24 protein-coding genes and 1 pseudogene are annotated in these 26192 nt (G+C 59.9%); 5 read left to right on the forward strand and 20 right to left on the reverse strand.

What is annotated here, in order from left to right; translation table 11 throughout:
* Positions 1–10: 10 nt before the first annotated feature.
* The 3 genes from gudD to ACIO0C_RS19120 form a co-directional block, all read right to left on the reverse strand.
* Positions 11–1363: a glucarate dehydratase gene (gudD, locus tag ACIO0C_RS19110; protein WP_401314558.1), complete on the reverse strand. Its 1353-nt coding sequence runs from the start codon at positions 1361–1363 to the stop codon at positions 11–13.
* 42 nt (positions 1364–1405) lie between these two features.
* Complete coding sequence (locus ACIO0C_RS19115; protein WP_401314560.1) at positions 1406–2770, reverse strand: MFS transporter; 1365 nt, start codon at positions 2768–2770, stop codon at positions 1406–1408.
* A gap of 81 nt (positions 2771–2851) precedes the next feature.
* Complete coding sequence (locus ACIO0C_RS19120; protein WP_401314562.1) at positions 2852–2986, reverse strand: hypothetical protein; 135 nt, start codon at positions 2984–2986, stop codon at positions 2852–2854.
* A gap of 375 nt (positions 2987–3361) precedes the next feature.
* Between ACIO0C_RS19120 and ACIO0C_RS19125 the strand changes: the two genes are divergently transcribed.
* Positions 3362–4072: a FadR/GntR family transcriptional regulator gene (locus ACIO0C_RS19125; RefSeq protein WP_401314601.1), complete on the forward strand. Its 711-nt coding sequence runs from the start codon at positions 3362–3364 to the stop codon at positions 4070–4072.
* A gap of 196 nt (positions 4073–4268) precedes the next feature.
* Here the strand turns inward: ACIO0C_RS19125 and ACIO0C_RS19130 are convergent, their stop codons facing one another.
* Both ACIO0C_RS19130 and ACIO0C_RS19135 read right to left on the reverse strand, forming a co-directional pair.
* Positions 4269–4808: a dihydrofolate reductase family protein gene (locus tag ACIO0C_RS19130; protein ID WP_401314563.1), complete on the reverse strand. Its 540-nt coding sequence runs from the start codon at positions 4806–4808 to the stop codon at positions 4269–4271.
* An 85-nt stretch (positions 4809–4893) separates the two neighbouring features.
* Complete coding sequence (locus ACIO0C_RS19135) at positions 4894–5037, reverse strand: hypothetical protein (protein ID WP_401314565.1); 144 nt, start codon at positions 5035–5037, stop codon at positions 4894–4896.
* Positions 5038–5710: 673 nt separating this feature from the next.
* Between ACIO0C_RS19135 and ACIO0C_RS19140 the strand changes: the two are divergent.
* Positions 5711–6169 (forward strand): annotated as a pseudogene (locus ACIO0C_RS19140) (FadR/GntR family transcriptional regulator); the annotation flags it as partial.
* Between the two features lie 49 nt (positions 6170–6218).
* Here ACIO0C_RS19140 and ACIO0C_RS19145 read toward each other — a convergent pair.
* Genes ACIO0C_RS19145 through ACIO0C_RS19155 form a run of 3 tightly spaced genes read right to left on the reverse strand, consistent with a single transcriptional unit; the run spans position 6219 to position 7987 of the window.
* Positions 6219–6890, reverse strand: a complete 672-nt coding sequence (locus ACIO0C_RS19145; RefSeq protein WP_401314567.1) for a GNAT family N-acetyltransferase — start codon at positions 6888–6890, stop codon at positions 6219–6221.
* A gap of 17 nt (positions 6891–6907) precedes the next feature.
* Positions 6908–7354: a GNAT family N-acetyltransferase gene (locus ACIO0C_RS19150; RefSeq protein ID WP_401314569.1), complete on the reverse strand. Its 447-nt coding sequence runs from the start codon at positions 7352–7354 to the stop codon at positions 6908–6910.
* 9 nt (positions 7355–7363) lie between these two features.
* Complete coding sequence (locus ACIO0C_RS19155) at positions 7364–7987, reverse strand: FMN-binding negative transcriptional regulator (protein ID WP_401314571.1); 624 nt, start codon at positions 7985–7987, stop codon at positions 7364–7366.
* Between the two features lie 90 nt (positions 7988–8077).
* Here ACIO0C_RS19155 and ACIO0C_RS19160 point away from each other — a divergent pair, with 90 nt between their 5' ends.
* Positions 8078–9610, forward strand: coding sequence for a PLP-dependent aminotransferase family protein (locus ACIO0C_RS19160; RefSeq protein WP_401314573.1), 1533 nt, complete (start codon positions 8078–8080; stop codon positions 9608–9610).
* Between the two features lie 32 nt (positions 9611–9642).
* Here the strand turns inward: ACIO0C_RS19160 and ACIO0C_RS19165 are convergent, their stop codons facing one another.
* From ACIO0C_RS19165 to ACIO0C_RS19195, 7 genes are all read right to left on the reverse strand, one after another.
* On the reverse strand, positions 9643–14220 hold the full coding sequence (locus ACIO0C_RS19165; protein ID WP_401314575.1) for a hypothetical protein: 4578 nt from the start codon (positions 14218–14220) through the stop codon (positions 9643–9645).
* Positions 14221–14598: 378 nt separating this feature from the next.
* Positions 14599–15699 (reverse strand): polyamine ABC transporter substrate-binding protein, encoded by a 1101-nt coding sequence (locus ACIO0C_RS19170; protein ID WP_401314577.1) that lies wholly within the window; start codon positions 15697–15699, stop codon positions 14599–14601.
* 17 nt (positions 15700–15716) lie between these two features.
* Positions 15717–16745 carry a histone deacetylase family protein gene (locus ACIO0C_RS19175; protein ID WP_401314578.1) on the reverse strand — a complete coding sequence of 343 codons (1029 nt, stop codon included), beginning with the start codon at positions 16743–16745 and terminating at the stop codon, positions 15717–15719.
* 121 nt (positions 16746–16866) lie between these two features.
* On the reverse strand, positions 16867–17865 hold the full coding sequence (locus ACIO0C_RS19180) for an AraC family transcriptional regulator (protein WP_401314580.1): 999 nt from the start codon (positions 17863–17865) through the stop codon (positions 16867–16869).
* 64 nt (positions 17866–17929) lie between these two features.
* The gene (locus ACIO0C_RS19185; protein ID WP_401314582.1) at positions 17930–18559 is read right to left on the reverse strand and encodes a LysE family translocator; all 630 of its coding nucleotides are present in this window, start codon (positions 18557–18559) and stop codon (positions 17930–17932) included.
* Positions 18560–18630: 71 nt separating this feature from the next.
* Entirely contained in the window at positions 18631–19980 is a 1350-nt protein-coding gene (locus ACIO0C_RS19190) for an NCS2 family permease (RefSeq protein WP_008057280.1), read from the reverse strand.
* A gap of 297 nt (positions 19981–20277) precedes the next feature.
* Positions 20278–20730 carry a MarR family winged helix-turn-helix transcriptional regulator gene (locus tag ACIO0C_RS19195; RefSeq protein ID WP_401314584.1) on the reverse strand — a complete coding sequence of 151 codons (453 nt, stop codon included), beginning with the start codon at positions 20728–20730 and terminating at the stop codon, positions 20278–20280.
* 82 nt (positions 20731–20812) lie between these two features.
* On the opposite strand from ACIO0C_RS19195, the gene ACIO0C_RS19200 reads away from it, so the two are divergent.
* Entirely contained in the window at positions 20813–21979 is a 1167-nt protein-coding gene (locus ACIO0C_RS19200) for a PLP-dependent aminotransferase family protein (RefSeq protein ID WP_401314586.1), read from the forward strand.
* Positions 21980–22138: 159 nt separating this feature from the next.
* Here ACIO0C_RS19200 and ACIO0C_RS19205 read toward each other — a convergent pair whose 3' ends face one another.
* The 5 genes from ACIO0C_RS19205 to ACIO0C_RS19225 all read right to left on the reverse strand — a co-directional run bounded on the left by ACIO0C_RS19205 (position 22139) and on the right by ACIO0C_RS19225 (position 24925).
* Entirely contained in the window at positions 22139–22510 is a 372-nt protein-coding gene (locus ACIO0C_RS19205) for a glutathione S-transferase N-terminal domain-containing protein (RefSeq protein WP_401314587.1), read from the reverse strand.
* A gap of 104 nt (positions 22511–22614) precedes the next feature.
* The gene (gene folE, locus ACIO0C_RS19210; RefSeq protein ID WP_008057275.1) at positions 22615–23160 is read right to left on the reverse strand and encodes a GTP cyclohydrolase I FolE; all 546 of its coding nucleotides are present in this window, start codon (positions 23158–23160) and stop codon (positions 22615–22617) included.
* Between the two features lie 77 nt (positions 23161–23237).
* Positions 23238–23795, reverse strand: coding sequence for a Smr/MutS family protein (locus ACIO0C_RS19215; protein WP_401314589.1), 558 nt, complete (start codon positions 23793–23795; stop codon positions 23238–23240).
* An 87-nt stretch (positions 23796–23882) separates the two neighbouring features.
* Complete coding sequence (locus tag ACIO0C_RS19220; RefSeq protein WP_401314590.1) at positions 23883–24203, reverse strand: hypothetical protein; 321 nt, start codon at positions 24201–24203, stop codon at positions 23883–23885.
* Positions 24204–24334: 131 nt separating this feature from the next.
* Positions 24335–24925: a cysteine hydrolase family protein gene (locus ACIO0C_RS19225; protein ID WP_401314592.1), complete on the reverse strand. Its 591-nt coding sequence runs from the start codon at positions 24923–24925 to the stop codon at positions 24335–24337.
* A gap of 239 nt (positions 24926–25164) precedes the next feature.
* Here ACIO0C_RS19225 and prmB point away from each other — a divergent pair, with 239 nt between their 5' ends.
* Positions 25165–26073 (forward strand): 50S ribosomal protein L3 N(5)-glutamine methyltransferase, encoded by a 909-nt coding sequence (gene prmB, locus ACIO0C_RS19230; protein ID WP_401314594.1) that lies wholly within the window; start codon positions 25165–25167, stop codon positions 26071–26073.
* Positions 26074–26192 lie beyond the last annotated feature (119 nt).

The following is a 26192-nucleotide window of genomic DNA, read 5'->3' on the forward strand; positions in this document are numbered from 1 at the left end:
ACTGTCTGGCTCAGCGCACCAGGCAAGGTTGCTTGTTGTTGAAGCGCCAGCCCGGAATCAGGAACTGCATGGCGACGCTGTCATCCCGCGCGCCGAGCCCCATGCCCTTGTAGACTTCGTGAGCCTTGGCCACCGCGTCCATGTCGATCTCTACGCCCAGGCCATGTTTGGTCGGAACCTTGACGTAGCCGCCTTCGATTTTCAGCGGCTCTTTGGTCAGGCGCTGGCCGTCCTGCCAGATCCAATGGGTGTCGATCGCGGTGATCTCTCCCGGCGCGGCGGCTGCGACTTGAGTGAACATGGCCAGGGAGATATCGAAGTGGTTGTTGGAATGAGAGCCCCAGGTGACGCCCCATTCGTGGCACATCTGGGCAACACGGACGGAGCCCTGCATCGTCCAGAAGTGCGGGTCGGCAAGCGGGATGTCGACCGATTGCAATTGAATGGCGTGGCCCATTTCGCGCCAGTCGGTCGCGATCATGTTGGTGGCGGTTTTCAGTCCCGTGGCGCGGCGGAATTCGGCCATGACTTCGCGGCCCGAGTAGCCGTTTTCCGCGCCGCACGGGTCTTCGGCGTAGGCCAGGACGTGATGCTGATCGCGGCACAAACGAATGGCCTCTTTGAGCGACCAGGCACCATTGGGGTCAAGGGTGATGCGTGCGCCGGGAAAGCGCTCCGCCAGTGCCGTCACCGCTTCGATTTCTTCATCGCCGCTGAGCACACCGCCCTTGAGCTTGAAGTCGTTGAAACCGTACCTGGCTTTTGCCGCTTCGGCCAGGCGTACGACTGCCTCGGCGGTCATGGCTTTCTCGTGACGCAACCGGAACCAGTCATCATCGGCGTCGGACTCGTTTCGGTAGGCCAGGTTCGTGGCATTGCGATCGCCGACGTAGAACAGGTAGCCAAGCATTTTCACCGCATCGCGTTGTTGCCCTTCGCCCAACAAGGCAGCCACCGGAACCTCGAGGAATTGACCCAGCAAGTCGAGCAGGGCAGCTTCCATGGCGGTCACGGCATGAATGGTGATCCGCAGGTCGAAGGTTTGCAGGCCGCGACCGGCCGCATCACGGGAGGCGAAGGTGGTGCGCATCTGATTGAGGATGCGTTGGTACTGGCCGATGGGCTGGCCGATCACCAGGCTACGAGCGTCTTCGAGGGTCTCCCGGATGCGTTCACCACCCGGTACTTCGCCCACGCCGGTATTACCGGAGCTGTCCTTGAGAATGACGATGTTGCGAGTGAAGAACGGTCCGTGGGCGCCGCTCAGGTTCAGCAACATGCTGTCGTGCCCTGCAACGGGGATGACTTGAAAACTGGTGACGACAGGCGACCGAGTGGCGTTGGCAGTATGTTCAGCGTTCATGGCAAGTTCCTGTAAATAGAGGTCGTTCAGCGATCAATGGGGTCAGTGCGCTTTGACTGTCGCACCCGTTGGAGCGGCGTTCGGCGATGTCGGCAGGCGGTATGGCTTGGGTGAAGTCCTGGCAAAAAACACCAGTATCGCCGCGAGTACCGAGGTGCCGGCCAGGCCATAGAGACCGCCTTGAATCGAGCCGGTGGTCTGTTCCAGGAAGCCGAAGGTCGTCGGTGCCACAAAACCACCCAGGTTCCCGATCGAGTTGATCAGCGCGATGACCGCTGCGGCGATACGGGCATCCAGGTAGCCCTGGGGAATGGGCCAGAACAATGAGGACGCGGACTTGAAGCCGATGGCCGCGAAGCAGATGGCGACAAAGGCGAAGATCGGCCCACCGGTGGTGGACAGGAACATGCCGGCAGCGGCAATCAACAGGGCGGTGGCGACCCAGGCTTGCTGGAACTTGAATTTGCCCGACAGCGCCGCAAAGGAGTACATGGCGATGATCGAGATCAGCCAGGGAATCGAGTTGAAAAACCCTACCTGCACGTCGCTCAGGTCACCCATTTTTTTGATGATGCTGGGAAGCCAGAAGGTCGCGGCGTAGATCGTCAGCTGAATGCAGAAGTACAGGGCGCAAAACAGCAGGATCTGACGATCTTTAAGGAGCTTGCCGATGGTTGGCTTGATGGTGGTCAGGGCTTCACGCTCACGTTGCTCCTGATCGATGGCGCCGACCAGTGCATCCTGCTCTTCACGCGTCAGCCACTTGGCATCGTGGGGTTTGGAGTCCAGCCAGAACCAGACAAAACCGCCGATAACGACAGAGGCCAGGCCTTCGATGGCGAACATCCACTGCCAGCCGTGAAAGCCAAAGCCTTCGATTTGCAGCAGGACACCTGACAGCGGGCCTGAAATCAGCGACGCAACGGCTGAACCACTGAGGAAGATGGCGATGGCTTTACCGCGCTCGACGCCTGGCAACCAGCGGGTGAAGTAGTAGATCACGCCAGGGAAGAAGCCCGCTTCGGCCACGCCGAGCAAGAACCGCAGAATGTAGAAGTGGGTTTCGTTCTGGATGAACGCCATCATCGTGGCGACGATGCCCCAGGTGAACATGATGCGCGTCAGCCAGATACGGGCGCCGACTTTTTGCAGCAGCATGTTGGAAGGTACTTCGAAGAGCGCGTAACCGATGAAGAACAGGCCTGCACCCAGCCCGTAGGCGGCAGCGCCGATACCCAGGTCATGTTCCATGTGCGTGCGCACGAAACCGATATTGACCCGGTCGATGTAGTTGAGGATGAACATGATCACGAAAAGCGGCAGTACATGTCTCTTCACTTTGCTCACGGCGCGCGCGAGTACCGAATCATCTTCTGCAACGACAGATGCATTGTTTGAATTGTTCACAATTCAAATCTCCCACTGATTATTTTTATGCGGGTTTGAGCGTGACGCCGGCGGCTTGGCCGCCGGTTGTAGCGGAGCGAATTACTGGGTGCCGAGCTTGGTCATTTCAATGCGCTTTTCATAGGCGCCAGAAGGCAAAACGCCGACCGCGTCGAAGTCGGTCAACGGAAAAGGCAGGACGCCTTGCGGGAGGATGGACTTGAGTGGTTGATTCATCTGATTCGCCTGCATCGCTGGTTTTTGTTGAGATGTCTGGTGCGCTTTAGTTGATAGACATCATACAAGTTGATTTTCTGATCCGCAATGCGATGGTCGTTGTTTTATTTTCATAACGAGGGCTTGGAAAGCGCTGTTTTGGTTATTTTATTCAGTGTTTGCTTGGATTATAGGGTGGTCGTGGGTGGGGTTGGAGAGGCGTTGACATCTCGGTCAAGTGTTGGAAGGGGGCGCTTCATGTAAAGTTTTCAGGTGTGTTGTCATACAAGATATGGCCGTTCTACGATTCAACACAGTGGAGTACGTTCGCATTTCGCCAGAGAATCCCTGGTGGGTGTTAAGCTCTCTGGAGCAAAAAACTGTGGACTCAAACCTATGCAAATTGAAAGCGGAACGCCTGTCCGTAGACGATCCAGTAATCTGGCTCAGGGCGTGGTTGAAGCACTGACCCAGCGCATCTTGCTCGGACAATTGAAGCCAGGCGAAAAGCTACCCTCGGAATCGACCATCGTTCTTGAGCATGGCGTGAGCCGCACCGTTGTCCGGGAGGCTATCTCCAAGCTGCAAGCTTCGGGTTTGGTGGAAACACGACACGGCATCGGCACATTTGTGTTGGAGCAACCCTCCCAGCCAGGGCTGCGCCTGCATGTGGATACGGTTGCAAAAGTCAGGAGCATGCTGGAACTGAGATTGGGCCTGGAGGTGCAGGCTGTTGCGCTGGCGGCCGTTCGGCGCACGGACGATCAACTCGCTCGCATGCGCCAGGCCCTGAGTGACTACCAGGCTTCGTTGGCTAACAACGACAGTTGCGTCGAGGAGGACAAGCGCTTTCACCAGATCATTGCCGAGGCTACCGGCAATACGTTTTTCACGGAAATCATGCAGCACTTGGGCAATGCCATGATTCCTCGTACCCAGGTGAAAGTCGAGGAGCGCGCAGGCGCCGACTTTTCGCAATTGGGGCACCTGGCGAACCTGGAGCATGAAGCGATTTTCAACGCGATCAAGCGCCAGGATCCCGATGCGGCCCGGGCCGCGATGGTGCTGCACCTGACAAACAGCCGGGATCGGTTTTCGGGGGATTGAAGTGGCTTTGAAGACATTCAGATAGCCGATATCGTGAGCATCGGCGGCTGTCATGGCGGCGAGTTTCACCATCCTTACTCCATGAAACACTCGCCAGCGCGACAACGGCCAGCAAACGTAAACTCAATAAACGCTTCACTGGTTTCTCCCTTGCGGTCGACGCTGCGAGTTTCGATGCACGATCTTCTTGGGTGTGTTAATCCGCTTTCACGTCCAGGATGCATTCGATAGCACCGCTGTGCAGCGTGCGCTGTTTTCTGAGGATGACCTCAAGCGCGCGGTCAACGGGCAGCACAGGAACGCCGGTGCCGAGAAAGACTGGAATGGTGGTTATGAACAGCTGCTGCAACTCCCCGGCGTCGGCAAAACAGGCAGCCGTTTTGCCGCCGCCAACGAGCCAGACATTCTTGCCCTTCGCCGCTTGCCTGGCCCTGGCCGCGATGGCTTCGGCATCACCGCGTACGAAGGTGATATCCAGGTTGGCGGGGACTGACAGATTCCGGTTGCTCATGACAAAGGCGGGCACATCCTGATAGGGCCAGTCATCGGGAGCGTTCGACATGATCCAGTCATAGGTCTGCGAACCCATGACCACCGCTCCGACTGTCTGGTAAAAATCATCATAGGCCGTTGCGTCATCCCCCAGCACAAAGTTCTCCAGCCAATCCAGTTTGTGTTGTTGAGTGGCAATAAAACCATCCAAGGTGGCGGCTACGTAATAGACCAGCGTCGACATGTGTTTTCCTTGTAATCAAGCAGGCGGGAAATGACCCGTAAATGAAGAGCCCCTCTGGTAAGTGGCGAGGAGCGATCGTGATCATTTATTTTGGGAAGGCGATGATAATGCCGTTCCCACTTGGCAGCCGCTTTACCTGTTTGACGATAGAACTGCTGTTTTCAATGAGGGTTCTGAATTCAACTTCGTTGCGTTCCTTGTCTTCGGCGATACCGAACAAGGACAGCATGTAAAGATCCATAATTGCGCCCGTGGAATTGGGCTGGGTACTTTCACAACTAGCAACGCATTGTCCGGCATGCGCCGCCGGCAGGTGGGTGCCGCTCGGCCACTCTTACGATACGCGATACCAATTGCGAAGTGGAAAGATCGGTGGCCACGTGAAAAGAGACTTCAAGTAACAGGCCGGACAGATTGGGGTCGATAGCTTGCTGTAAGCGGTGAACTTTTTGGCGTAATGAAATTTGCACCGTATACCATCTCCTTGGTAATGGGATAAGCGTTTTTACTTGTCGTGCTGATACGGCGAAACAGCGGGATTTTATGTCTCATGCAGCTTGTTAAGTGATCCTTGATCACAAGGTGCAGTTGAATTTTTGGCTTTAAATTTTAGGCGATGTGCGGTTGTTGTAGTTGTGTTTATGATTGACTATTTAGATTGAAAATAAAATGACAAGTAGTAGCAAGATGTTTCAAGAGGCCAGAAGTTGGGTGGGAAGTCAATTTTTAGGAATGATCTGTAGGAGTGATCAGAAAAAAACCAAACCTCCAACAATAAATTCTGGAGATATGGGGGGCTCCAGCCACGCAACTTACCAAGTGATGGGTTTTTTCAGGGTTCGGATCTATTTATTACAGTAAAAAATAGATCCGTCCCCATTGTCCCCGTCCCCATTGTCCCCCAGCCAGGGCTGCGCCTGCATGTGGATACGGTTGCGAAAGTCAGGAGCATGCTGGAACTGAGATTGGGCCTGGAGGTGCCGGCTGTTGCGCTGGCGGCCGTTCGGCGCACGGACGATCAACTCGCTCGCATGCGCCAGGCCCTGAGTGACTACCAGGCTTCGTTGGCTAACAACGACAGTTGCGTCGAGGAGGACAAGCGCTTTCACCAGATCATTGCCGAGGCTACCGGCAATACGTTTTTCACGGAAATCATGCAGCACTTGGGCAATGCCATGATTCCTCGTACCCAGGTGAAAGTCGAGGAGCGCGCAGGCGCCGACTTTTCGCAATTGGGGCGCCTGGCGAACCTGGAGCATGAAGCGATTTTCAACGCGATCAAGCGCCAGGATCCCGATGCGGCCCGGGCGGCGATGGTGCTGCACCTGACAAACAGTCGGGATCGGTTTTCGGGGGATTGAAGTGGTTCTGAAGCCGTGGTGAGGGAGGTTTCACTCCCTCACCGAGATTTTACCCCCGACACTCCGCCAACCCTTTCACCTGCCCCGAATCCGTCTGGTTTTCATCACTCAACCAGCGTTCAAACCCGGCGCCAATCGCCGGCCATTCCGAATCGATGATCGAATACCAGGCGGTGTCGCGGTTCTGCCCCTTGACCACCATGTGCTGGCGGAAGACGCCTTCGAAACTGAAGCCCAGGCGCTCGGCCGCGTACTTGGAGCGAGCGTTGCCGTTGTTGCATTTCCACTCGAGGCGCCGGTATCCGAGGGCGAACGATTCTTTCGCCAGCAGGTAGACGGCCTCGGTGCTTTTGGGTGAGCGTTGCATCGGCGCGCCGAAGGTCACGTGGCCAATTTCGATGCGGCCCTGGGCCGGGACGATCGACATCAGGCTGAGGATGCCTTGCACTTCGCCGCTGGCACGGTCGATCACGCTGAAGAAGTAGGGATCGCTGCTGGCGGCGTGGTTGTCCAGCCAGTCGTTGAATGCGCTGCGTTCCGGGAAGGGGCCGTAAGGCAGGTAATCCCACAGTTTCGGATCGGCGCCTGGACCTTGCAGGGCGTTGAACAAGTCGTCGCCGTGGCGCGCCGGGTCGAGTTTTTCCAGGCGGATGAAGCGCCCTTCGATCAATTGGACTGTCGGGGCCGGGACGCCTTTCCAGTCGGCGAGTGAAGTCGACATGTTGTTCTCCTTGAACCTTAGATGGCTTTGCGAAACTGGATGAAACCCGGACGCTCGGCGATGCGCTCGTAGAGCTGGATCGCGGTGGCGTTGGTTTCGTGGGTCAGCCAATGCACCTTGTTGCAGCCGTCGGCTTTGGCCGTGGCGTAGACGAATTCGATCAGCTGGCGACCAACGCCGGTGCCTCGGGTCTCGGGAGTAACCAGCAGATCCTGCAGGTAGCAGGCGTTTTCAATGCTCCAGTTGGAACGATGGTAGATGAAATGCACCATGCCCACCGCTTTGCCGTCGGCCCAGGCGAGGGCGGCATGGGTGGGTTCGTTCGGGTCGAGCATACGCTGCCAGGTGCTTTGACTGACGGTCTCTGGCAGTTCGGTGTTGTAGAAACGCAGGTAGGCCTGCCACAGCGCCAGCCATGCGGCGTGGTCGTCGGCGCTGACCGGGCGGATGTCGATCTGACTCATGTTCATTCCTTAGGGCATCAAGTGGGCGAGGGCCTGGTCGTGCGCGTCGGGGCTGGCAGCCAGCCCTGCGCGCACGCCAGCGATGTCGGCGGCGTTGCGGTTCTGGCTGAGCTTGCGTTTGCCTTCCAGGCGCTGGATCGGCAGGGCGAAACCGACGATGGCCTTGAGCATGCCGTCGATGTAATCGGCGGGGGCATCGGCGACTTTCCATGGTTGCGCGCGACCGGCTTCATGGCGATCGGTCAAGGCGCTGACCAGTGAGCGCAGGCGATCGGCATCGGTGAACACTTCAGCGCTGCCATAGGCATGCACGGCCACGTAGTTCCAGGTCGGCACGACTTTGCCGTCCTCGGCTTTGCTCGGGTAGAACCCGGGGCTGACATAGGCATCGGCGCCGGCAAAAATGACCAGTGCTTCGGCGCCGTCCTGCAGTGCTTTCCACTGTGGGTTGGCCTTGGCGAAATGGCCATACAGGGTACCGTTGGGACCCTCGTCGGTATTGAGCAGCAAGGGCAGATGACTGGCTTGCAAGCCGTGTTCGCCATGGGTAACCAGCACGGCGAGGCGGGTGCCGAGGATCTGTTGCTGCAGCTCATGCAAATCGGTGAGGGCAAAGGCGCGGGGCGTATACATGGAAATATTCCTTGGCGAATGCCTGCATCCTAGGCAGGCTATTGGTCTGTTGTAAGAGCCATTAATGACAAATTTCATAGGTCCATTGCCATGGCGGATGCGCCGCTGTCCTTGTCCTTCAACCCGGCGGGTATCGAACTCGACCGCCGCCAGGGCTTGAGTCGCCAGCTCTATCAGGCCTTGCGGGTACGGGTGCTCGACGGACGACTGGCCAGCGGTACGCGATTACCGGCGAGCCGGGATCTGGCGGCGGCCCTGGCGATTTCCCGCAACAGCGTGGTGCGGGCCTACGACCAGCTCTACGCCGAGGGGTTTATCGAAGGGCGGGTGGGTGACGGGACCTATGTCGCGCAATTGCCCCAGGCACCGGTGCCGGGCAGGAAAACAGCGCCGAAAGTGTCGCCGGACGCCTCTGCCAAGGGGCTGGAGGTGCCATTGGTGGCGGCGGATAAAATCGCTCGCAGCGGCGCATTGGCGCGGTTGGAAAACAACCATTTGCCGACGCCTCCGAGCGGTCCGCCGCGGGCCTTTCGCGTCGGCGTGCCGGCGTTCGATATGTTTCCGTTCGAGGTGTGGGCCAAGCTGAATGCGGCGTTCTGGCGTAAACCGGATCTGCAGCAGCTGTGTTACGGCGCGCCGCAAGGCGATGCGCGATTGCGCGGGATGATCGCGGCGTATTTGCGCAGTTCTCGCGGCATGCAGTGCACGGCGGAGCAAATCGTCGTGACCAGCGGCGCGCAGCAAGGAATCAGCCTGTGTGCGCAGTTGCTGGTGGAACCTGGTGACGGGGTGGCGGTTGAAAACCCCGGGTATCGGGCCGCCGGTCATGCGTTTGCGGTGGCCGGTGGGCGCTTGCACGGCATCGCCGTGGACAGCGAGGGCATTGATTGCAGCGAACTGGCGCGCCTGGGCGATTGTCGCCTGGCGTACGTGACGCCCTCGCATCAATACCCTTTGGGCGTGGTGATGAGTCTGGCGCGACGCCTGGAATTGCTGGCCTGGGCCGAGCGCAGCCAGGGCTGGATCGTCGAGGACGATTATGACGGCGAGTACCGATACAGCGGCGCGCCATTGGCACCTTTGGCCGCGCTCGATCGTCACGGGCGTGTGCTCTATGTCGGGACCTTCGGCAAAGTCGCGTTTCCCGCCCTGCGCCTGGGCTACCTGGTGCTGCCGCCGGCATTGGTCGAGGCGTTTGCCCAGCGGCGGGCGGTGGATGTGCGGCATTCCGAGGTGAGCACCCAGGCGGTGATGGCCGAGTTCATGGCCGCCGGGCATTTCCAGCGCCACGTGCGGCGCATGCGGCGTGCCGCCTTGAGCCGGCGCAACACGCTTTTGGCCAATTGGCCGGCGGACATTGCGGGTGTCGGCCAACTGCCGAGCGTGGCCGCCGGATTGCACATGACGGTGGCGGTCGACACCCTGGCCCGCGAACAAGCACTGATAGAGGCCGCGGCCAGCGTCGATGTCGAGATCAATGGCTTGAGCAACTACTGGCTGGCGGATTCGAACAACACACCCGATCAACGCGCCGGGCTGGTATTGGGCTTTGCCGCGGTGCCGGAGGAGGCGATCCGCGCGGCACTGGAACGATTGAACAAGGTCTGGCGCAGGACTCGCTGAAAGCGCGAGTCCTGGCAGGCACGGGTTGCCTCTCAGGTTCCCGTAGCGGGTGGGTTGTTGGTTGACAGAAACAAATCTTGCGCCAGTTTCGGGCTGATTTCGCTGCGATAAACAGCGATCAACTCGTTGTTGGACACCGGTGCGCGCGAATCCAATGCACCGCCGAGCAGGCGTTGGGATTCGGTTTTCAGGTGGGCCGCGGTGTAGGCTTCAGGGGCGCTGTCCGGGCCCGAATAGTGAAAATGGGCGTACCAAAGCACCTTTGCGGTGCCCTGTTCGCGTATCTCGTACTCCTCGAGATAGTCGTTTTTATGCCCCTTGAGTTGACGCCGGCCGGGGCTCTTGGCGATGGTGATCAGTTTCTTGCTCATCAACCATTCAATGCGAGCCGCAGTGGGGGGTTGTTCCTTGGTCATGCGGATACGGGCAAGGCGACCTTTGTCAAAGAGCTCGGTCGCGCGCTCGGTGAGCTGCTTGGCCAGGAGCGCGGCTGACGATGGCCCTTCGTCAGTCGCATTATTATCGGTGAGGGCGTCTTCGATCGAATTGGCCGCTGCCTCCAGGCGACTGGCGTGCTGTTGAAACATTTCCTCGATTTCCGTGGGATTGCGTCCCGCCACCTTCGAGTGACCCTCGATTCGGCGAATGAACGACTGCAATTGGTCCACCAGCACCAGTCCCTTCTGGACGCTGGTTTGCAGATCAGGATGTACCACGGCAGGTGCCTGTTCTGGCGCAGGCTCGTGCTCGACCCAGACTCCGGGTGTTTTCTCATGGAATGTCGCGATGACCTTGTTGGTCAGTGGGGATATCACGTCGACCCACTCGGTGTTGTCTGCCGCCGTGGGAGCACGCGGTTTACCGACCACCGTTCCATTGTAACGGGTCTTGATGATGCGTTTTGCGACAGGGGCGGGGCGAGAAGGGCCCGGTGTCGGTTCGAGCGACTTGCGCTCATGCAGAAGCCCGGCGAGCTGTTTCACGCTGTGCTCCTTGAATGCTCCGATACGCTGGCGCATGAGGTCCAAGGGTATTTGCAACAACTGCTGCGGATATTCGCCAGGCAGGTCGAGTATCCTCAGGTCGAGGATGGCGAACTGCTCCACCAACTCACTGAAGCCGTCGATTCGTTCCGGCAGGGGAAGTGCATCGTCCTGTTCGGCGAGGTCCAGTGAAGACTGGATGGTCAGGTCCGCATCCTCGACAAGTTGTGCCATGGCTTGTCGGGCTGGCGCCGTGTCCACCGTGGCGCTGTCACTCAGGCAGAGTTCCTGGGCAAGGCTGATCTGGAACATTTTCAGATTCTTCAGCGCGAAACGCGGCAGCGCTGCCTGGCCCTGCCGGGCCATTTTGGCCCCTTCCTTGCCCAGTCGTTTCAGCTCTTCAATGCGTGCCTGGGCAAACTCGATCTTGTCGATGAAGCTCTGGTTCAGATCACTGGTGAGCTGGTGGGTCTGGCGTGGCGTCTGTGTGCCGTCAACCGGCTCGTTTTCCAGCAGCGCCAGGGATCGACGCATGCGTTCGCCGAAGACCGCGTCTTGCTGAATGAACCACTTCTGCGCCAGGTGCAGCTGATAAGTCAGGCAGTCGACCAGGACCGTGCGGTAGTTGGGGATCGAATCAATGCTGTTGTAAGTCTTGAGTTGTTCGATGAAAGTGCCGAACTCGGCCAGTTGCCTATCCAGTGTCTCGATCAGGCGTTGCCGATTGGGGTCGGCCACGTCCGTGGCGGGCGCCGTCACTGCTTTCTCCGCGGCATCGAGTTCCTCCGCCAGTTCGGTTTTGCGACTCTCAAACGTTGTCATTTGCAGTTTCAGCGCGTCCTTGCGTTGCTGGTTCTGCAGGACGAGTGCTTCTCGGCGGCGGCCTCCGCCGCGCAGGCGCAAGCGTGTATCGATGAACCATTGTCCCTGCGCGGAATGAATCAGCAGCGGACCGCTGCGTGACGGTGTGAAACGCGAGTCGATGATTTGCACATCGCCATCGTCGTTGCGCCAGACCTCGAACCAGCGCTGGCCGACCTGGGCATACCATTTTTGCCTGAGCGGGCTTAGAAAACGGTAGGGGCCGGGTTCGTTTGACGGGTTTTCGAGACCTGCGGGCTTGGCGATGGCCAGTCGGTCGAGCACCGACGCCAGGCTCGTTGGCGACAAAATGCCGACGGTGTGCAGGGGGGACGGGTGGTTGTCGGGCAGGTGGTGAGCGACGATGTCGGGCATCTGCGTCACGGTAGTGGCCGCGACCGGTTTTTCGAGCGCTGGCGTGGCGGTCTCGAGGCGTGGGGCGCGCGGCTTGTTGCGCGTGGCGGCGTGGTGCGCCAGGACCATGCCCAGGGTCAGGAACAGGTCGGTCAGCGCGGTCCATGCATGCGCGGAATCATCCGCTTCCCGGGCTTCGCGCGCCTGGTCCAGATCGTCCATGATCTGCCAGATCCAGGCGGCCGTCGCCGCCGTTCGCCCGAGAAAGGGCAGCGTTACATTGAACAGCATCCAGGCCGCCTGTTTGAGGGTGGCCCAACGACTTTGTGCATTGGACACCGATTGCCGGTCGGCCAGGGTGATCAAGGCGTTGGCGTTGGCGCTGAACAGTGCCGACAAGGCAGGTTGCGGCACTGGCGAGGAACCCAGGGTCACTGCGCCCATCATCCCCAGCAGCGAGGCTGGATCGACCAGCCATTGCGATAACGTCCAGACGGAAGGCAACTCGCCAGGGAACACGTACTGCGAGTAGTTGAAGCGAACGTCATCGGCCAGCCAGGCCAGGACCGACTGGCGCAACGCCTTGTCGTGCTTGATGGCGTACAGCAGGTTCGCTTCGCCGGGGAACTGCATCAGTGGCTGATCGAGCAGTGGCCGATACAGCAGGCACGGGCCTTTATCGACTTGGCGCGGCCCGATCACGAACATGTTGGCGACGTCGTCAGCCTTGCCGCCGTTGCGCCCGCCGGGAATAAACGCCAGTGGACGGATGATGATTTCCAGACCCTCGACATAACGATCCGCCGCCTTTTCCTGCAAGGCCGCGACGACATAGCGATAACCCAGGTCATCGATGCCGGCTTCGCCACGGATCTTCGATTGCAGCGTTTGCAGCGGTAGCTGGATGCGCAGGTCGTCGGCGTAGAGTTGCCGGCGCCGGGCCATTTCCTGCGGGTCGTCGAGCAGTGTGCGCTTGATCAGCCCAGGGTAGGTTTCGCCGATGTTCACGGCGCTCACCAGGCTGTCCAGATAGGTCGGCGTCAGCCATGTCGGCACCGCTGAGCCGTCGCGGTATTGCACGGTTTTGTCACCCCAGGGCAGGGCTGTCAGGTTCTGCAACGCCAGGTCGACGAGTGTCAGGGTGACGGTTTCGGTTTTGCCCGGCACCGCGATGGTCCCGAGGATCACCGGGCGGGTGCTGCTGATTTCAACATCTTCCAGGCGCGGCAGGGACGCTTGCGGATGATCCTTTGTCATCTTGTCTCGCAAGGCCTTCAGGGTAAAGTCGCGCAACGTAGCGATGCCATCGTTGAACGACTTCCCGGCATGTTGCTCGCGTAACAACGCCAGGTCCATCAAGTGCCGACTGTAGCGAGTGAGGTCGACCGTCGAGGCATCGAGCAGCCAGTCCTGCAGATGACGCCGGACCTGGCTGAAACGCGTGGGATGCTGTTTTTCAAGCTTTTCGAAATCACCGGCCGCTGCTGCGACCGGAGGGGTCAGCATCGATATCGCCCTCTCATCGAGCGAGCCGATGGCCTGGATCTCCAGTGCGATCAACGCACAGGCCTGCTGGTCGAAAAAATTGCCCGTGGGTTCGTAAAGGCGCCACTGCAGTTGTCGAGCATTCACCGATGAAGTGAAACGTTCGCGAAGGGCTTCGCCTAAAGCCGCCAACGAGCCGTACTGACTGAATCCCTTAGTGATTGAATGCGTAACGACCAGCGTGCGATCCCCCAGCGTGCCGACAATCACGGCGGTGTCCATCAGTTGCCGGTGTTCGCTGCGCTGTTGATCGAGCTCGTCGATGTCGATCAGGCAAGCGCGTGTCTGGTACTTGTCGTGGGCTTGACGATTGGCCTGTTGCGGGTAGTCGTAGACGGTCTGGGCCAGGGCCCGTTGCTCTTCGTCCCAGTCAGCGGGTTTGTCGCCGTTCCAGAGGCTGTGCAGGCCTTCGCTGATTTGATGCCAGCGCGGTTTATCGGGAGCGATGGCGTCATTCCAGTAGTCCAGTTGTTGCTCCTGATAGGCCACGAAATACAGCTGGGCCAGGCGATTGAGCAGGCAGCCGATGGCATCGATCTTTACCGGCAGCTTGATGATCGGCTCGACGCCCGGTTGCCGGGTCAGGAAGTGTTCACCGTCGATGTAAGTGGCGGTCGCGCCGGACAAGACGAGCCGCACCAGGACGTCGGTCAGGGATTCGAACCGGCTGCTGCCGGGCAAGACCTGGTTGTCAGTGATGGTCCAGACGGGTGTAACCACCAGGGTCAGGTTTGGATCGATATGCAGTTGCGGATATTCGGTGTCGAGGGCAGTGCGGATCGAGGTCGAAGCGACTTCCCTGATCGAGGGGCCGGTCACCAGTTGAGTGAGAATGTCGTCGGGGTTGCTGGAGGGGGTGGCGGGCATGGCCGTTTCCTGTGTCCGGTGAGGCGCTGAGGGGACAGCGCGGGGTTCGGGCACGGTAGAGGGCAGGTGGGGGCGGGAGGTGGTAGATAGTTATTGCAGGCACAAAGAAGCGCCTGTGGTCGGGTCGCCGCATCGCAGCGAAGGCGAAGGCGAAGGCGATCTTATAGCCGACCAATCGCTCGCGGATGTACCCGATTTACTGTAGGCGCCCGCGGTGCGGCGATTCGACTTGTCGGCGAAGGCGGCTCAAAGGCCAGCGCAAAGTCTGAGGACGCCTTCGCCGGCAAGCCGGGCTCCTACAAGGTGTATGTCGGCGCAGGCCAACGCACGCGCCATGTCATTACGCATCCTTGCGTACCATCGGTTTCAAGCGTCGTTTCAAGTCCCCGACTTGATCTTGGTCCACGCCCGGGTGCGTGCGCGTTCGGCATCGCGCGGCAGCGGTTGCAGGGTGTAGAGGGTGCCCATGGCCGCTTCGGTCGGGTACAGGTTCGGGTTGTTGCGGATCGCCGGGTCGACCAGTTCTGTGGCGTCCTTGTTCGGGTTCGGATAACCCACGAAGTCACTGACCGGCGCGATCACCTGGGGCTGCAGCAGGTAGTTGATGAAGGTGTAGGCGTCTTGCGGGTTCTTCGCGCCTTTGGGAATCGCGAGCATGTCGAACCAGATCGGCGCGCCTTCCTTGGGCAGGCGCATGTCGACCACCACACCGTTCTTGGCTTCCTTGGCGCGGTTGGCGGCCTGGGAGAAGCTGCCGGAGTATCCGACGGCGACGCAGATGTCACCGTTGGCGATGTCGGCCATGTACTTGGACGAGTGGAAGTAGGTGATGTGCGGACGGATCTTCATCAGCAGCGCTTCAGCCTTGTCGTAGTCCGCAGGCTTTTTGCTGTTGGGGTCCAGGCCAAGGTGTTGGAGGGCCAGGGGCAGGATCTCCGACGGCGAGTCGAGCAGGGCGACGCCGCACTGCTTGAGCTTGCTGATGTTCTCTTCCTTGAAGATCAGGTCCCAGCTGTCCACCGGCGCGTTTTCACCGAGCGCGGCCTTGACCTTGTCCGGGTTGAAACCGATCAGGATGGTGCCGTACATGTACGGGACGGCGAACTGGTTGCCCGGGTCGTTGGCCTCGATCAGCTTCATCAGCTTGGGATCGAGGTGGTTCCAGTTCGGCAGCTTGCTGCGATCCAGTGGCTGGAACACCCCGGCTTCGATCTGCTTGGCCAGGAACACGTTGGACGGCACCACCACGTCGTAGCCGGAGTTGCCGGTCAGCAGCTTGGCTTCCAGTGCTTCGTTGGTATCGAAGATGTCATAGACCAGTTTGGTCTGTGGGTTCTGGGTCTTGAAATCTTCCAGGGCCTTGGGGGTGATGTAGTCGAACCAGTTGTAGACGCGCAACGTTCGTTCTTCGGCATGAGCGCCGCTACCGAGCACCGTGGCGCACAGGGCAGGAACGATAAACCGCTTGAGATTTTTCATGGTTTTGCGATTCCTTGTTAAGCGTTTTCAAAGCCTTCAAGAACGTTGACGGCGTTGATGCCGATCTCTTCTACCGCGTAACCGCCTTCCATCACGAACAGGGTCGGCACGCCAAGCTTGGCGATGCGTTTGCCCATGGCCAGGTAATCGGGGCTGTCGAGCTTGAACTGGGAGATCGGGTCGTCCTTGAACGTATCCACGCCCAGGGACACGACGACGATATCGGCGCCATAGGTTTCGATCTCGTTGCAGGCCTGCTCCAGCGCCGCGCTCCAGCTATCCCAGCCGCTGCCGGCGGGCAAAGGATAGTTGAAGTTGAAACCTTCACCGGCGCCTTCGCCGCGCTCGTCCTCATAGCCGAGGAAGAACGGGAACTCGGCTTCCGGGTGGCCATGGATCGAAGTGAACAGCACGTCGCTACGCTCGTAGAAAATCGACTGGGTGCCGTTGCCGTGGTGGTAGTCGACATCGAGAATCGCGACTTTCTTGTGGCCCTGGTCGAGAAAGGCTTGCGCTGCGATGGCCGCGTTGTTGAGGTAGCAATAGCCACCCATCAAGTCGCTGGCGGCATGGTGTCCTGGTGGACGGCACAGGGCGAAGGCACTGCGGGCGCCGCGCTGGATTTCTGCTTGCGCGGTGAGTGCGACTTGCGCCGCGCTGTACGCTGCTTGCCAGGTGCCGGCGGTGATCGGCGCGCCGCCGTCGAAGCTGTAGTAGCCCAGTTCGCCGTGCAGGCTGGTGGGCTTGATACGACGCAAGGTACGGGCCGGCCAGGTGTAGGGCAGCAAGTCACCGTCGGTGTTGAATGCGGTCCAGCGTGCCCAGGCGCCTTTGAAAAAATCGAGGTAGTCGCGGCTGTGGATGCGCTCGATGGGTCCCAGGCCAAAATCCTTCGGCGCTTCTACGGGGCCCAGATTCTGTTTTTGCACACGTGACAGCACGTGATCGGCACGCGAAGGCATCTCAAAGCAGGGCTTGAGTTGCCCGTCGATGAGTTCGCATCGGCCGTGGTGCAGGTGGTGATCGTCCGAGTAGATCGTCAGCATTTTATTGTTCTCCGCAGCGGGTTCGGTTGCACACAGTCTTGCGGCGCGGACGATTTCGGAGAACGGCAGGAAAGGCCAAAAGGGGATTAATGTGGCCAAAATAATTGACCTCAATTCGCCCCTACAGGACTCGCCGGAACTGACTCGGCGCAACACCACTCCAGCGCACAAACGCATGGCGAAAACTCGCGGTCTCGCTGAAACCCAATGCTTCGGCGATCCGGTAGATCGGCATCTGGTCTTCACAGAGCAACAGCTTGGCCTGCTCGAACCTGAGTTCATCGAGCAATTCCTGATAGCTGCAGCCCAGATCCTTAAGATGCCGGCGTAACGTACGAGCTGAACAATTCATCTGCTCGGCCAATCCTTCGAGCCCCGGTGCCGCATGCAATTGTGTGCTGAGCAACTGGCGGATCCGCCCCAGCCAGGCCTGGCGCCCGGTAAACTCGGTGTTCTGCTTGCGGCAACGCTCGGCCATGGCCTGGTGGGTGATGGCATCGGCCAGGGGCAAGGGTTGGTCCAGCCAGCGCTTGTCGAACGCGAACGCGTTGTCCTGCGCCCCGAAATGCAGGGGGGAGTTGAAGTGGTCGTAATAGGACGCTTCATAGTCGGGCGCTGCATGCTCGAAGCGTGCAGCCAACAGCGGCAGTGGGTGACCGAGCAGGTCGTCGCAGGTGACCTTCAGCGACACCAGGCAGAACTCGGCATTGAACACCGCCAGCGCCGGATTCTCCCGGTAATCGGCAGCGACAAACCAGACCCGCTCGTCGTCCTCTTCCAGGCTCAGTTCGAAAAGTGTTCCCAACAGCGCCGGATAACGCATTGCCAGGCGCAATGCGTCACCGAAGGTGGCACTGGTGAGCAGGGCGTAGCCGAGCATGCCGTAGGACGAAACGTGCATGCGTCGACCCAGTTCCAGGCCGATATCGTGCTTGAGGGCGACGGCGTTGGCGCAGACCTGCATCTCTTGATTGGTGGTGATGCGCGTGTCCGCCCGGGCCAGGTCCGCGGCGCAGATGCCACTGCCGGCGAGCAAGGCGTCGCTGGGCAGGCCTTGGGCCTTGAAGGTGTCGAGCACCAGGGAAACGGCGTTGAGGGTGGTGAGGTGGGAGTGGAGCATGCTCGATTCCGGCGTGGGGGGGCCAGAACCGAGCAACTTGTGTGCCGGTTTGCCTCGGAAGGCCTTAATGGCTACTGAGCAAGGATGCAGCCCCGGCGCCGCCGAACAGTCCGGCACTGACCCGGTTGAACCAGCTCTGGCCCTTGCCACTGCGCAGATACTGCGCCGCGCCATGGGCACCGAGGCCGTAGGCCAGCTTGCACAGCAGGTCCAGTACGGTCCAGGTGGCGATCATCACCAGCAGTTGCGGCAGGAACGCGTGTTCGGCGCTCAAAAATTGCGGCAGAAACGCGGCGAAGAACAGGATGTCCTTGGGATTGCTCGCGCCCAGCATGAAGGCGCGCCCGAACAATGCGCGAAAGCGCGGCACCGCCGCGGCCTGAGGCACTTCAGCCCCGTGGGACGGTTGGCGCGACTGCTGCCAGCTCTGCCAGGCGAGGTAGAACAGGTACAGTGCGCCGACGATTTTCAATGCGCTGAACAATTGTTCCGATGCCAACAGCAGGGCGCCCAGGCCCAGCGCCGAAGCACTCAACAGGCAGATCGAGGCAAATACGCCACCGAGAAACGCCGGGTAGGAACGGACCAGGCCGTAATTCAAACTGTTGCTGATCATCAGCAAAGACAGTGGCCCCGGGATCAGGATCACCACCAGCGCAGCGCCGCTGAACAGCAGCCAGGTTTCCAGACTCATCACTTTCCTCCATTTGCACAAAAGCCTCACCCGACGGGGTGAGGCTGGTTTGACGCGCGTACCGTCGAGATTTACAGGAAGATGAACTTGGCAATGAAAATTGCGCAGAGCACCCACAGACTGACGGAGATTTCCTTGTACTTGCCGGTGCCGGCCTTCAACGCCACGTAGGTGATGAAGCCCAGCGCGATACCGTCGGCGACCGAGAAGGTCAGGGGCATCATGATTGCCGTGACGATCGCCGGAATGCTGTCGGTCGCCTCGTCCCATTCGATGTGGGCCATGCCGCCCATCATCAGCATGGCCACATAGATCAGCGCACCGGCCGTTGCATAGGCGGGAATCATCCCGGCCAGTGGCGCGAAGAACATGGCCGCAATAAATAACACACCTACGGTCACTGCGGTAAGACCAGTCCGACCACCTGCTGCCACGCCCGCGGCACTTTCCACGTAGCTGGTGACGGGTGGAACGCCCACTACCGCACCAAAAACACTGGAAGCACTGTCGGCTTTCATGGCGCGCGAGAGGTTTTCGATCCGACCGTCAGCGCCCACCAGGTTGGCGCGCTGGGCCACACCCATCAAGGTGCCGGCGGTGTCGAACATGTGCACGAAGAGGAAGGCCAGCACCACGCTGATCATGCTGACGTTGAACACGCCGGCAACGTTCATGGCCATCCAGGTCGGGGCCAGGCTCGGTGGGGCCGACATGATGCCCTCGTAGTGAACCAGGCCCAGGCCCCAACCGGCCAGGGTCACGGTGATGATGCTGATGAGGATAGCGCCGAACACCTTGTGGTAGCTGAGGATGGCGATCATCAGGAAGCACACGGCGGCGAGCAGCGGGCCAGGCTCGCGCAGGGAGCCGAGCTTGATCAGGGTGGCCGGGCTATCGACGACGATGCCTGCGGTTTTCAAACCGATCAGCCCGAGGAACAGGCCTACGCCGGCGCCCATGGCGTAGCGCAGGCTGACCGGGATGCTGTTGAGCAGCCATTCGCGGATGCGCGAGAAGGTCAGGATCATGAACAGCACGCCGGACACGAACACCGCACCCAGCGCGGTTTCCCAGTTGTAACCCATGGTGCCTACCACGGTGTAGGTGAAGAAAGCGTTCAGGCCCATGCCCGGTGCCAGGCCGACCGGCCAGTTGGCATACAGGCCCATCAACAGGCAGCCCAGGGCGGCGGCAATGCAGGTGGCGACGAATGCCGCGCCATGGTCGATCCCGGCGTCCGCCATGATGTTGGGGTTGACGAAGATGATGTAGGCCATGGTGATGAAGGTTGTCAAACCGGCAATCAACTCGGTCTTCACCGTGGTGCCATGCAAGCTGAGTTTAAAGATGCGCTCCAGCCAGCCATTGCGTATAGGCGGCGAGAGATCCAGCGTCGATGCTTCGGATTTGCGGCTTTCCACAGCGAGGTACTCCTCAAGAGTTTTATTTTTATTTCCAGGGCCGGACCCATGAGGGTGGCAGCGGCCCTTTGAGGCACTTGCGAATTTGTTGACCGTTAGGTCAGGAACTCGCACGAAGTGGATTATGCTTTTGTATACAAATAAAGCAAATAATGTTTTTGATTTTGTGGACGAAAAGTTTGGCAATCGGGATATATCGCCTGCGAGCAAGCTCGCTCCCACAGGATCTTTGTTGTTCACAAGGTCGGCGAACGACACAAATCCTTGTGGGAGCGTGGCTTGCCCGCGATGACTGACTCAAGGACAGTAGAGTTTTACTGGCTTTCCCCCCAACGCCAAATTCACCGCCAGCCACCCATTCACCGCCGCCTCCCCAGCCTCGGCAAACACCCGCTCCAACAATTTCACCTGCTCGCGGCGCAGCGCCTGTTCAAACCGCGCACCGTCGTCGGTCAATTCCAGCAGCCGCTTACGCTTGTCGGTCTCGGACGCCACGCTGGTGACCAAATGCATCTCCAGCAGTTGGCGCAACGGCATGTTCAGCGCCTGTTTGCTCACGCCGAGCAATGCCAGCAGCTCCTTGACGCTGAGGTTCGGGTAGCGGGCGATGAAAAACACGATGCGCTGATGCACTCGACCCAAGCCGCGCCGTTCGAGCATTTCATCGGCCTTGGCGGTGAAGGCCTGGTAGCCGAAGAAAAACGCTTCCATGGCCTGCTGCTGGGAAATTGGGTTTTTAAGGTCAATCATGTTGACGTATCCGCTCGAGCTGTCGTAATTTCGGTCAACAAGTTTGACTCATTTTCCTCTGGCCTCGCTACCGGTGACCCCCATGGCTTTTTCCGAACGTGTCTCGCGCCTTAAAAGTTCCTTGATCCGTGAAATCCTCGCTGCCGCCCAGCGTCCGCAAGTGATGTCGTTCGCCGGGGGCTTGCCGGCCGAAACCATGCTGCCAAAGGTCGAGTGGGACCGAATGCCGGTGTCCATGGGCCAATACGGCATGAGTGAAGGCGAACCGGCCTTGCGTGAAGCCCTGGCGGCACAGGCGCGAGCGCTGGGTATGCCCTGCGAGGCAAGTCAGGTGTTGGTGGTCAGTGGCTCCCAGCAAACCCTCGATCTGGCCGCCAAGCTCTACATCGACAAAGGCACAGAGGTGCTGCTCGAAGCGCCGACCTACCTGGCGGCGCTGCAGATCTTCCAGCTGTTCGGCGCCGATTGCCTCACGGTGCCGCTGGAAGCGGACGGTCCGAACCTGGCGCACCTGCGATCGCGCCTGGAAAAACATCGCCCGGCGTTCATCTACCTGATCCCGACGTTCCAGAATCCCTCGGCGGTGCGTTACAGCGAAGCCAAGCGCGAGGCGGTCGCGGCATTGCTGGATGAGTTCGGCGTGACCTTGATCGAAGACGAGCCTTACCGTGAGCTGACTTTTGATGGCGGCAGCGCCAAACCGATTGCCGGACGCCTGAAAACAGCCAGCTGGATCTTCACCGGCACCGTCTCCAAGACGCTGCTGCCGGGTTTGCGCGTCGGGTATCTGATCGCCAGCCCGGACCTGTTCCCGCATCTGCTCAGGCTCAAGCAATCGGCGGACCTGCACACCAATCGCGTCGGCCAGTGGCAAGCGCTGCAATGGATCGGCAGCGAGCCCTACCAGCGGCATCTGAGTGAGTTGCGCGGTTTTTACCGGGTGCGCCGCGACGCCTTCCAGGCCGCGCTGCAAACGCACTTTGCCGATCTGGCGGACTGGAATGTGCCCCAGGGCGGGCTGTTTTTCTGGCTGACGCTCAAGCAGCCGCTGGACACCCGTACGCTTCTCAATGCGGCGTTGGCCAATGACGTAGCGTTCATGCCGGGTGAGCCGTTCTTCCCTGAGCCGGATAATCATCATGGGCATTTGCGGCTGAACTTCAGCCACATTGACCCGGCGCGGCTGGAGGAGGGGGTCAAGCGGTTGGCGGCGGTGGTGCGGCAGGCGCAGGCGGCGCTAGCGGCCTGAAAAAAACCGGCTCAATGGCCGGTTTTTTTATCCGGGATTTGTAGCGTTTGTGCCGGCCTCATCGCGGGCAAGCCCGCTCCCACAGTGATTTGCGGTGTTCACAAAACCTGTGGGAGCGAGCTTGCTCGCGATGAGGCCATCAGCTACACCCGAAGGATCTCAGGCTGCAGCGAAACGCTGGTCCAGATAATCAATGATCACCTTGGACTCATACATCCACGTGGTCTGGCCATTCTCTTCGATGCGCAGGCACGGCACCTTGATCTTGCCGCCGTGTTCGAGCAGGGTCTGGCGATCCTGTTCGTTGTTTTTCGCGTCGCGCAGGGCCACCGGTACGTTCAGGCGGCGCAGGGTGCGGCGGGTTTTCACGCAGAACGGGCAGGCATGGAACTGATACAGGGTCAGGCCCTTGGCGGCGGCTTCGACCTGGGCCTGAGCGGCGGCAGGGCGCTGCTTTTTGCCTGGGCGGGTGATGAAGTCGATGAAGATGATCAGTTGGCCAAGGCCAACACGAAGCGCTTTTACGAACACGTTGAAAGCCTCACGGTGCTAACGAAGAAAGGCGCGCAGCTTACCTGATTTTTCCAGGGCGAAAAAAAACCGGCGATGAATGCCGGTTCTCTTCGTACCGCGAATTACTTGATCAAGCTGAGAAACTCGCTGCGAGTCGCGGCGTTCTCACGGAATTCGCCGAGCATCACCGAGGTGATCATCGTCGAATTCTGCTTTTCCACACCGCGCATCATCATGCACATGTGCTTGGCCTCGATCACCACCGCAACGCCCAGGGCGCCGGTGACCTGCTGGACTGCATCGGCAATCTGGCGGCTGAGGTTTTCCTGGATCTGCAGGCGGCGGGCGTACATATCAACGATCCGCGCTACTTTCGACAAGCCCAGCACCTTGCCGCTCGGGATGTAGGCCACGTGGGCCTTACCGATGAACGGCAACAGGTGGTGTTCGCACAACGAGTACAACTCGATGTCCTTGACCAGCACCATTTCGCTGTTGTCGGAGCTGAACAAGGCACCGTTGGTGACCTCTTCCAGTGACTGTTCATAACCGCGGCAGAGGTACTGCATGGCTTTGGCGGCACGTTTTGGCGTGTCGAGCAGGCCCTCGCGGGAGGGATCCTCGCCCAGTTGGCCTAGGATCGCGGTGTAATTCTGTTCCAGGGACATGAAACTACCTGTGGGATTTTACGCAAAGGGCAAGGGTACGGTGGCGGACACGGCGCTGCAAGCGCGGCGCATCAGGTTTACTCGTCGCGGCCTTCCATCATGGTTCGTTTGAGCATCACATAAACGGCTCCGGCACCGCCATGTCGGGCCTGGCAGGAAGTGAAGCCAAGTACCTGCGGATGCTGGCGCAGCCAGGTGTTGACGTGGCTTTTGATCATCGGCCGCTTGCCGTCCAGGCGCACGGCCTTGCCGTGGGTGACGCGCACGCAGCGGATTTCGAATTTGGTCGCTTCAGCCAGGAACGCCCAGAGGGTTTCCCGGGCTTTTTCCACGCTCATGCCGTGCAGGTCAAGGCTGCCTTCGAACGGGATCTGCCCGATCTTGAGCTTGCGCATCTGGCTTTCCTGCACGCCGTCGCGCGCCCACATCAGTTCGTCTTCCGGGCCGACGTCGATGACGAACTGATCGGACAGCCCGTCAACGGTGGTGGCATCGGTGCGCACAGTGGCGGCCTGGCGCAACTTGGCGATGTGCGCGCGGTCAGCCTTGGGTTTGCCGGTTTCGGCGCGATCGTGCTTGATCGGCTTGACGCCTTGGATCGCACTTTTGAACAGGGAAAAATCGTCGTCTTGCATGTCAGCCTCCGCGAAGGGCGGCCAGTTTACCCAACTCCAGGCGAATCGGGCGCGAGAAAACGCAAGGCGCTGGACTGCGACTTGCGCTTAGTCGTGTTTTTTCATCAGGTGCGGGGACATGGCCAGCGCGTTCGACTGGCGCGAGCGCCGGCGGCAGCGACGCCACAGCCAAATGCCCAGGTACAGCACGAACAGGCCCAAGACCAGAATCACGGCCGCGCCCGCCCGGTTGGTGTTCAACTCGCCCAGGGCCGGAGCGTGACCGAACAGGCTGGCGGCACCGGCCATCGCCAGCAGCACGCCGCTGGTCGCCAGCAAGGCAGCAAAGGCTGCGCCGATTCGAAAACGCCAGTTGCTCTGGCCTTTTGGCCGCAAACGGCGAGCGTCAAAACCATCGGATAACTTCATTCCGACCTTCCTCAATGGGTATCGGCCCTTCGACCGGAAGTTGACCGGGATGTTCCTGAGGCTAAGACATTTACGGCATATGAGAGGCTTTTGCGGATGAGCGGCGGTCTAGACCGCTCAAGAACTTCCGGTCAGACCAGGTCGTTGGTCAGGGCGAGGGCGGCAAAGTTGTCCGCCATGATCGCCATTTCGGTCTGCTGGACGTGTTCGGCGCTCAGGACGCCGCCTTTGTACGGCAGATCACGGGTGGCGCAGGCGTCTTCCACCAGGGTGCAGCGGAAACCCAGGTTCTTTGCCGCCCGCACGGTGGTGCTGACACTGGAATGGCTCATGAAGCCGCACACCACCAGATCCACCGAGCCCAGCTCTTCCAGGCGTTTTTTCAGGTCCGTGCCATGGAACGCACTGGGCAGGATTTTCTCGATCTTGATTTCGCCGGGCTGCGGCTCCAGCCCTGGAATGAACTGGCCGCGCTCGCCGCGGGGGTCAAACAGCCCGCCGACGGTGCCGAGATGGCTGACATGCACGATCGGCCGGCCGGCCGCACGGGCGGCAGTCACCAATTTCTTGATGTTCGCGACCGCCGCATCCATGCCGCTCAGGGCCAGGGGACCGCTGAGGTACTCCTTCTGGGCATCGATGATGATCAGGGTCGCATGACTCAGTTTGGCTGCTGCATAACCGCGGCCGCTGAGTTGAAACATCGTTTGTGGAACGGACATTCTGGGGCTCCTTCGAGTGGGGCTTTTGCGACATTGTCCTCTGGCTGAGCGCTTCTGTGAATCGCTACCATCGTAGGCACCGTCGTTATTGGCTTGCAGCGTTGTCAAGTATTGAGTTTTGTTCAATAGCCATGGAAAAAACCAGAAGATTCCTACATTTGCGCCGGTGCTTTTCCTGCGTCGTCGTGACGCCGTTTGACTGGTAGAATCGCCCGTCGATTTTTCTGGAGTTTACCGTCGTGATCACTTCCCGCCTTCGTACCCTGCGTGACCATATCCGTTGGGCCGTCAGCCGCTTCCATGGGGAGGATCTGTTTTTCGGCCATGGGACCGACAACGCCTGGGACGAAGCCCGTCAACTGGTGTTGGGTGCGCTGCACTTGCCGTGGGAAATTTCCGACAGTTACCTGGACTGCAATCTGGAAGAAGACGAGCTGGCCCACCTGCAACAGTTGCTCAAGCGCCGCATCGAAGAACGCGTGCCGACCGCCTACCTGCTGGGTGAAGCCTGGTTCTGTGGCATGTCGTTCATTGTTGATGAGCGCGTGCTGATTCCGCGCTCGCCGATTGGCGAACTGATCGAAAACCGTTTCACCCCCTGGCTGGGCACCGAGCCTGCGCGGATTCTCGACCTGTGCACCGGCTCCGGCTGCATCGGTATCGCCTGCGCCTACGAGTTCCAGAACGCTGAAGTGGTGCTGGCCGACCTGTCGTTCGAAGCGCTGGAGGTGGCGAACCAGAACATCGAGCGCCACGGTGTCGACGAACGTGTCTACACCGTGCAGGGCGATGGATTCGATGGCCTGCCGGGGCAGCGTTTCGACCTGATCGTATCCAACCCGCCGTACGTGGATGCCGAGGATTTCACCGACATGCCCGACGAATACCAGCATGAACCGGAACTGGGCCTGGCCTGCGGCGATGACGGCTTGAACCTGGTGCGACGCATGCTTGCCGAAGCGGCGGATCACCTGACGGAGAAGGGCTTATTGATTGTCGAGGTGGGCAACAGCCAGGTGCACGTCGAAGCGCTGTACCCGGAAGTCGACTTCGCCTGGCTGGAATTCGAGCGTGGCGGGCATGGCGTGTTCATGCTGACGGCCGAGCAGTGCCGCGATCATCAGGCCCTGTTCGCGTCCCGCGTTTAATTTGGATCGTTCCCACGCTCTGCGTCACTAGTGTCCGGTAAAAACCGAAGGGGGAGCTTGCTCCCCCTTGCTGTTGGCGGCCGTCAGTCATAATCGGATTTTTCAGACTCGATTTTGGC

Origin of the sequence: Pseudomonas sp. NPDC087336 (genome assembly GCF_044744285.1) — a bacterium.
Lineage (GTDB): Bacteria > Pseudomonadota > Gammaproteobacteria > Pseudomonadales > Pseudomonadaceae > Aquipseudomonas.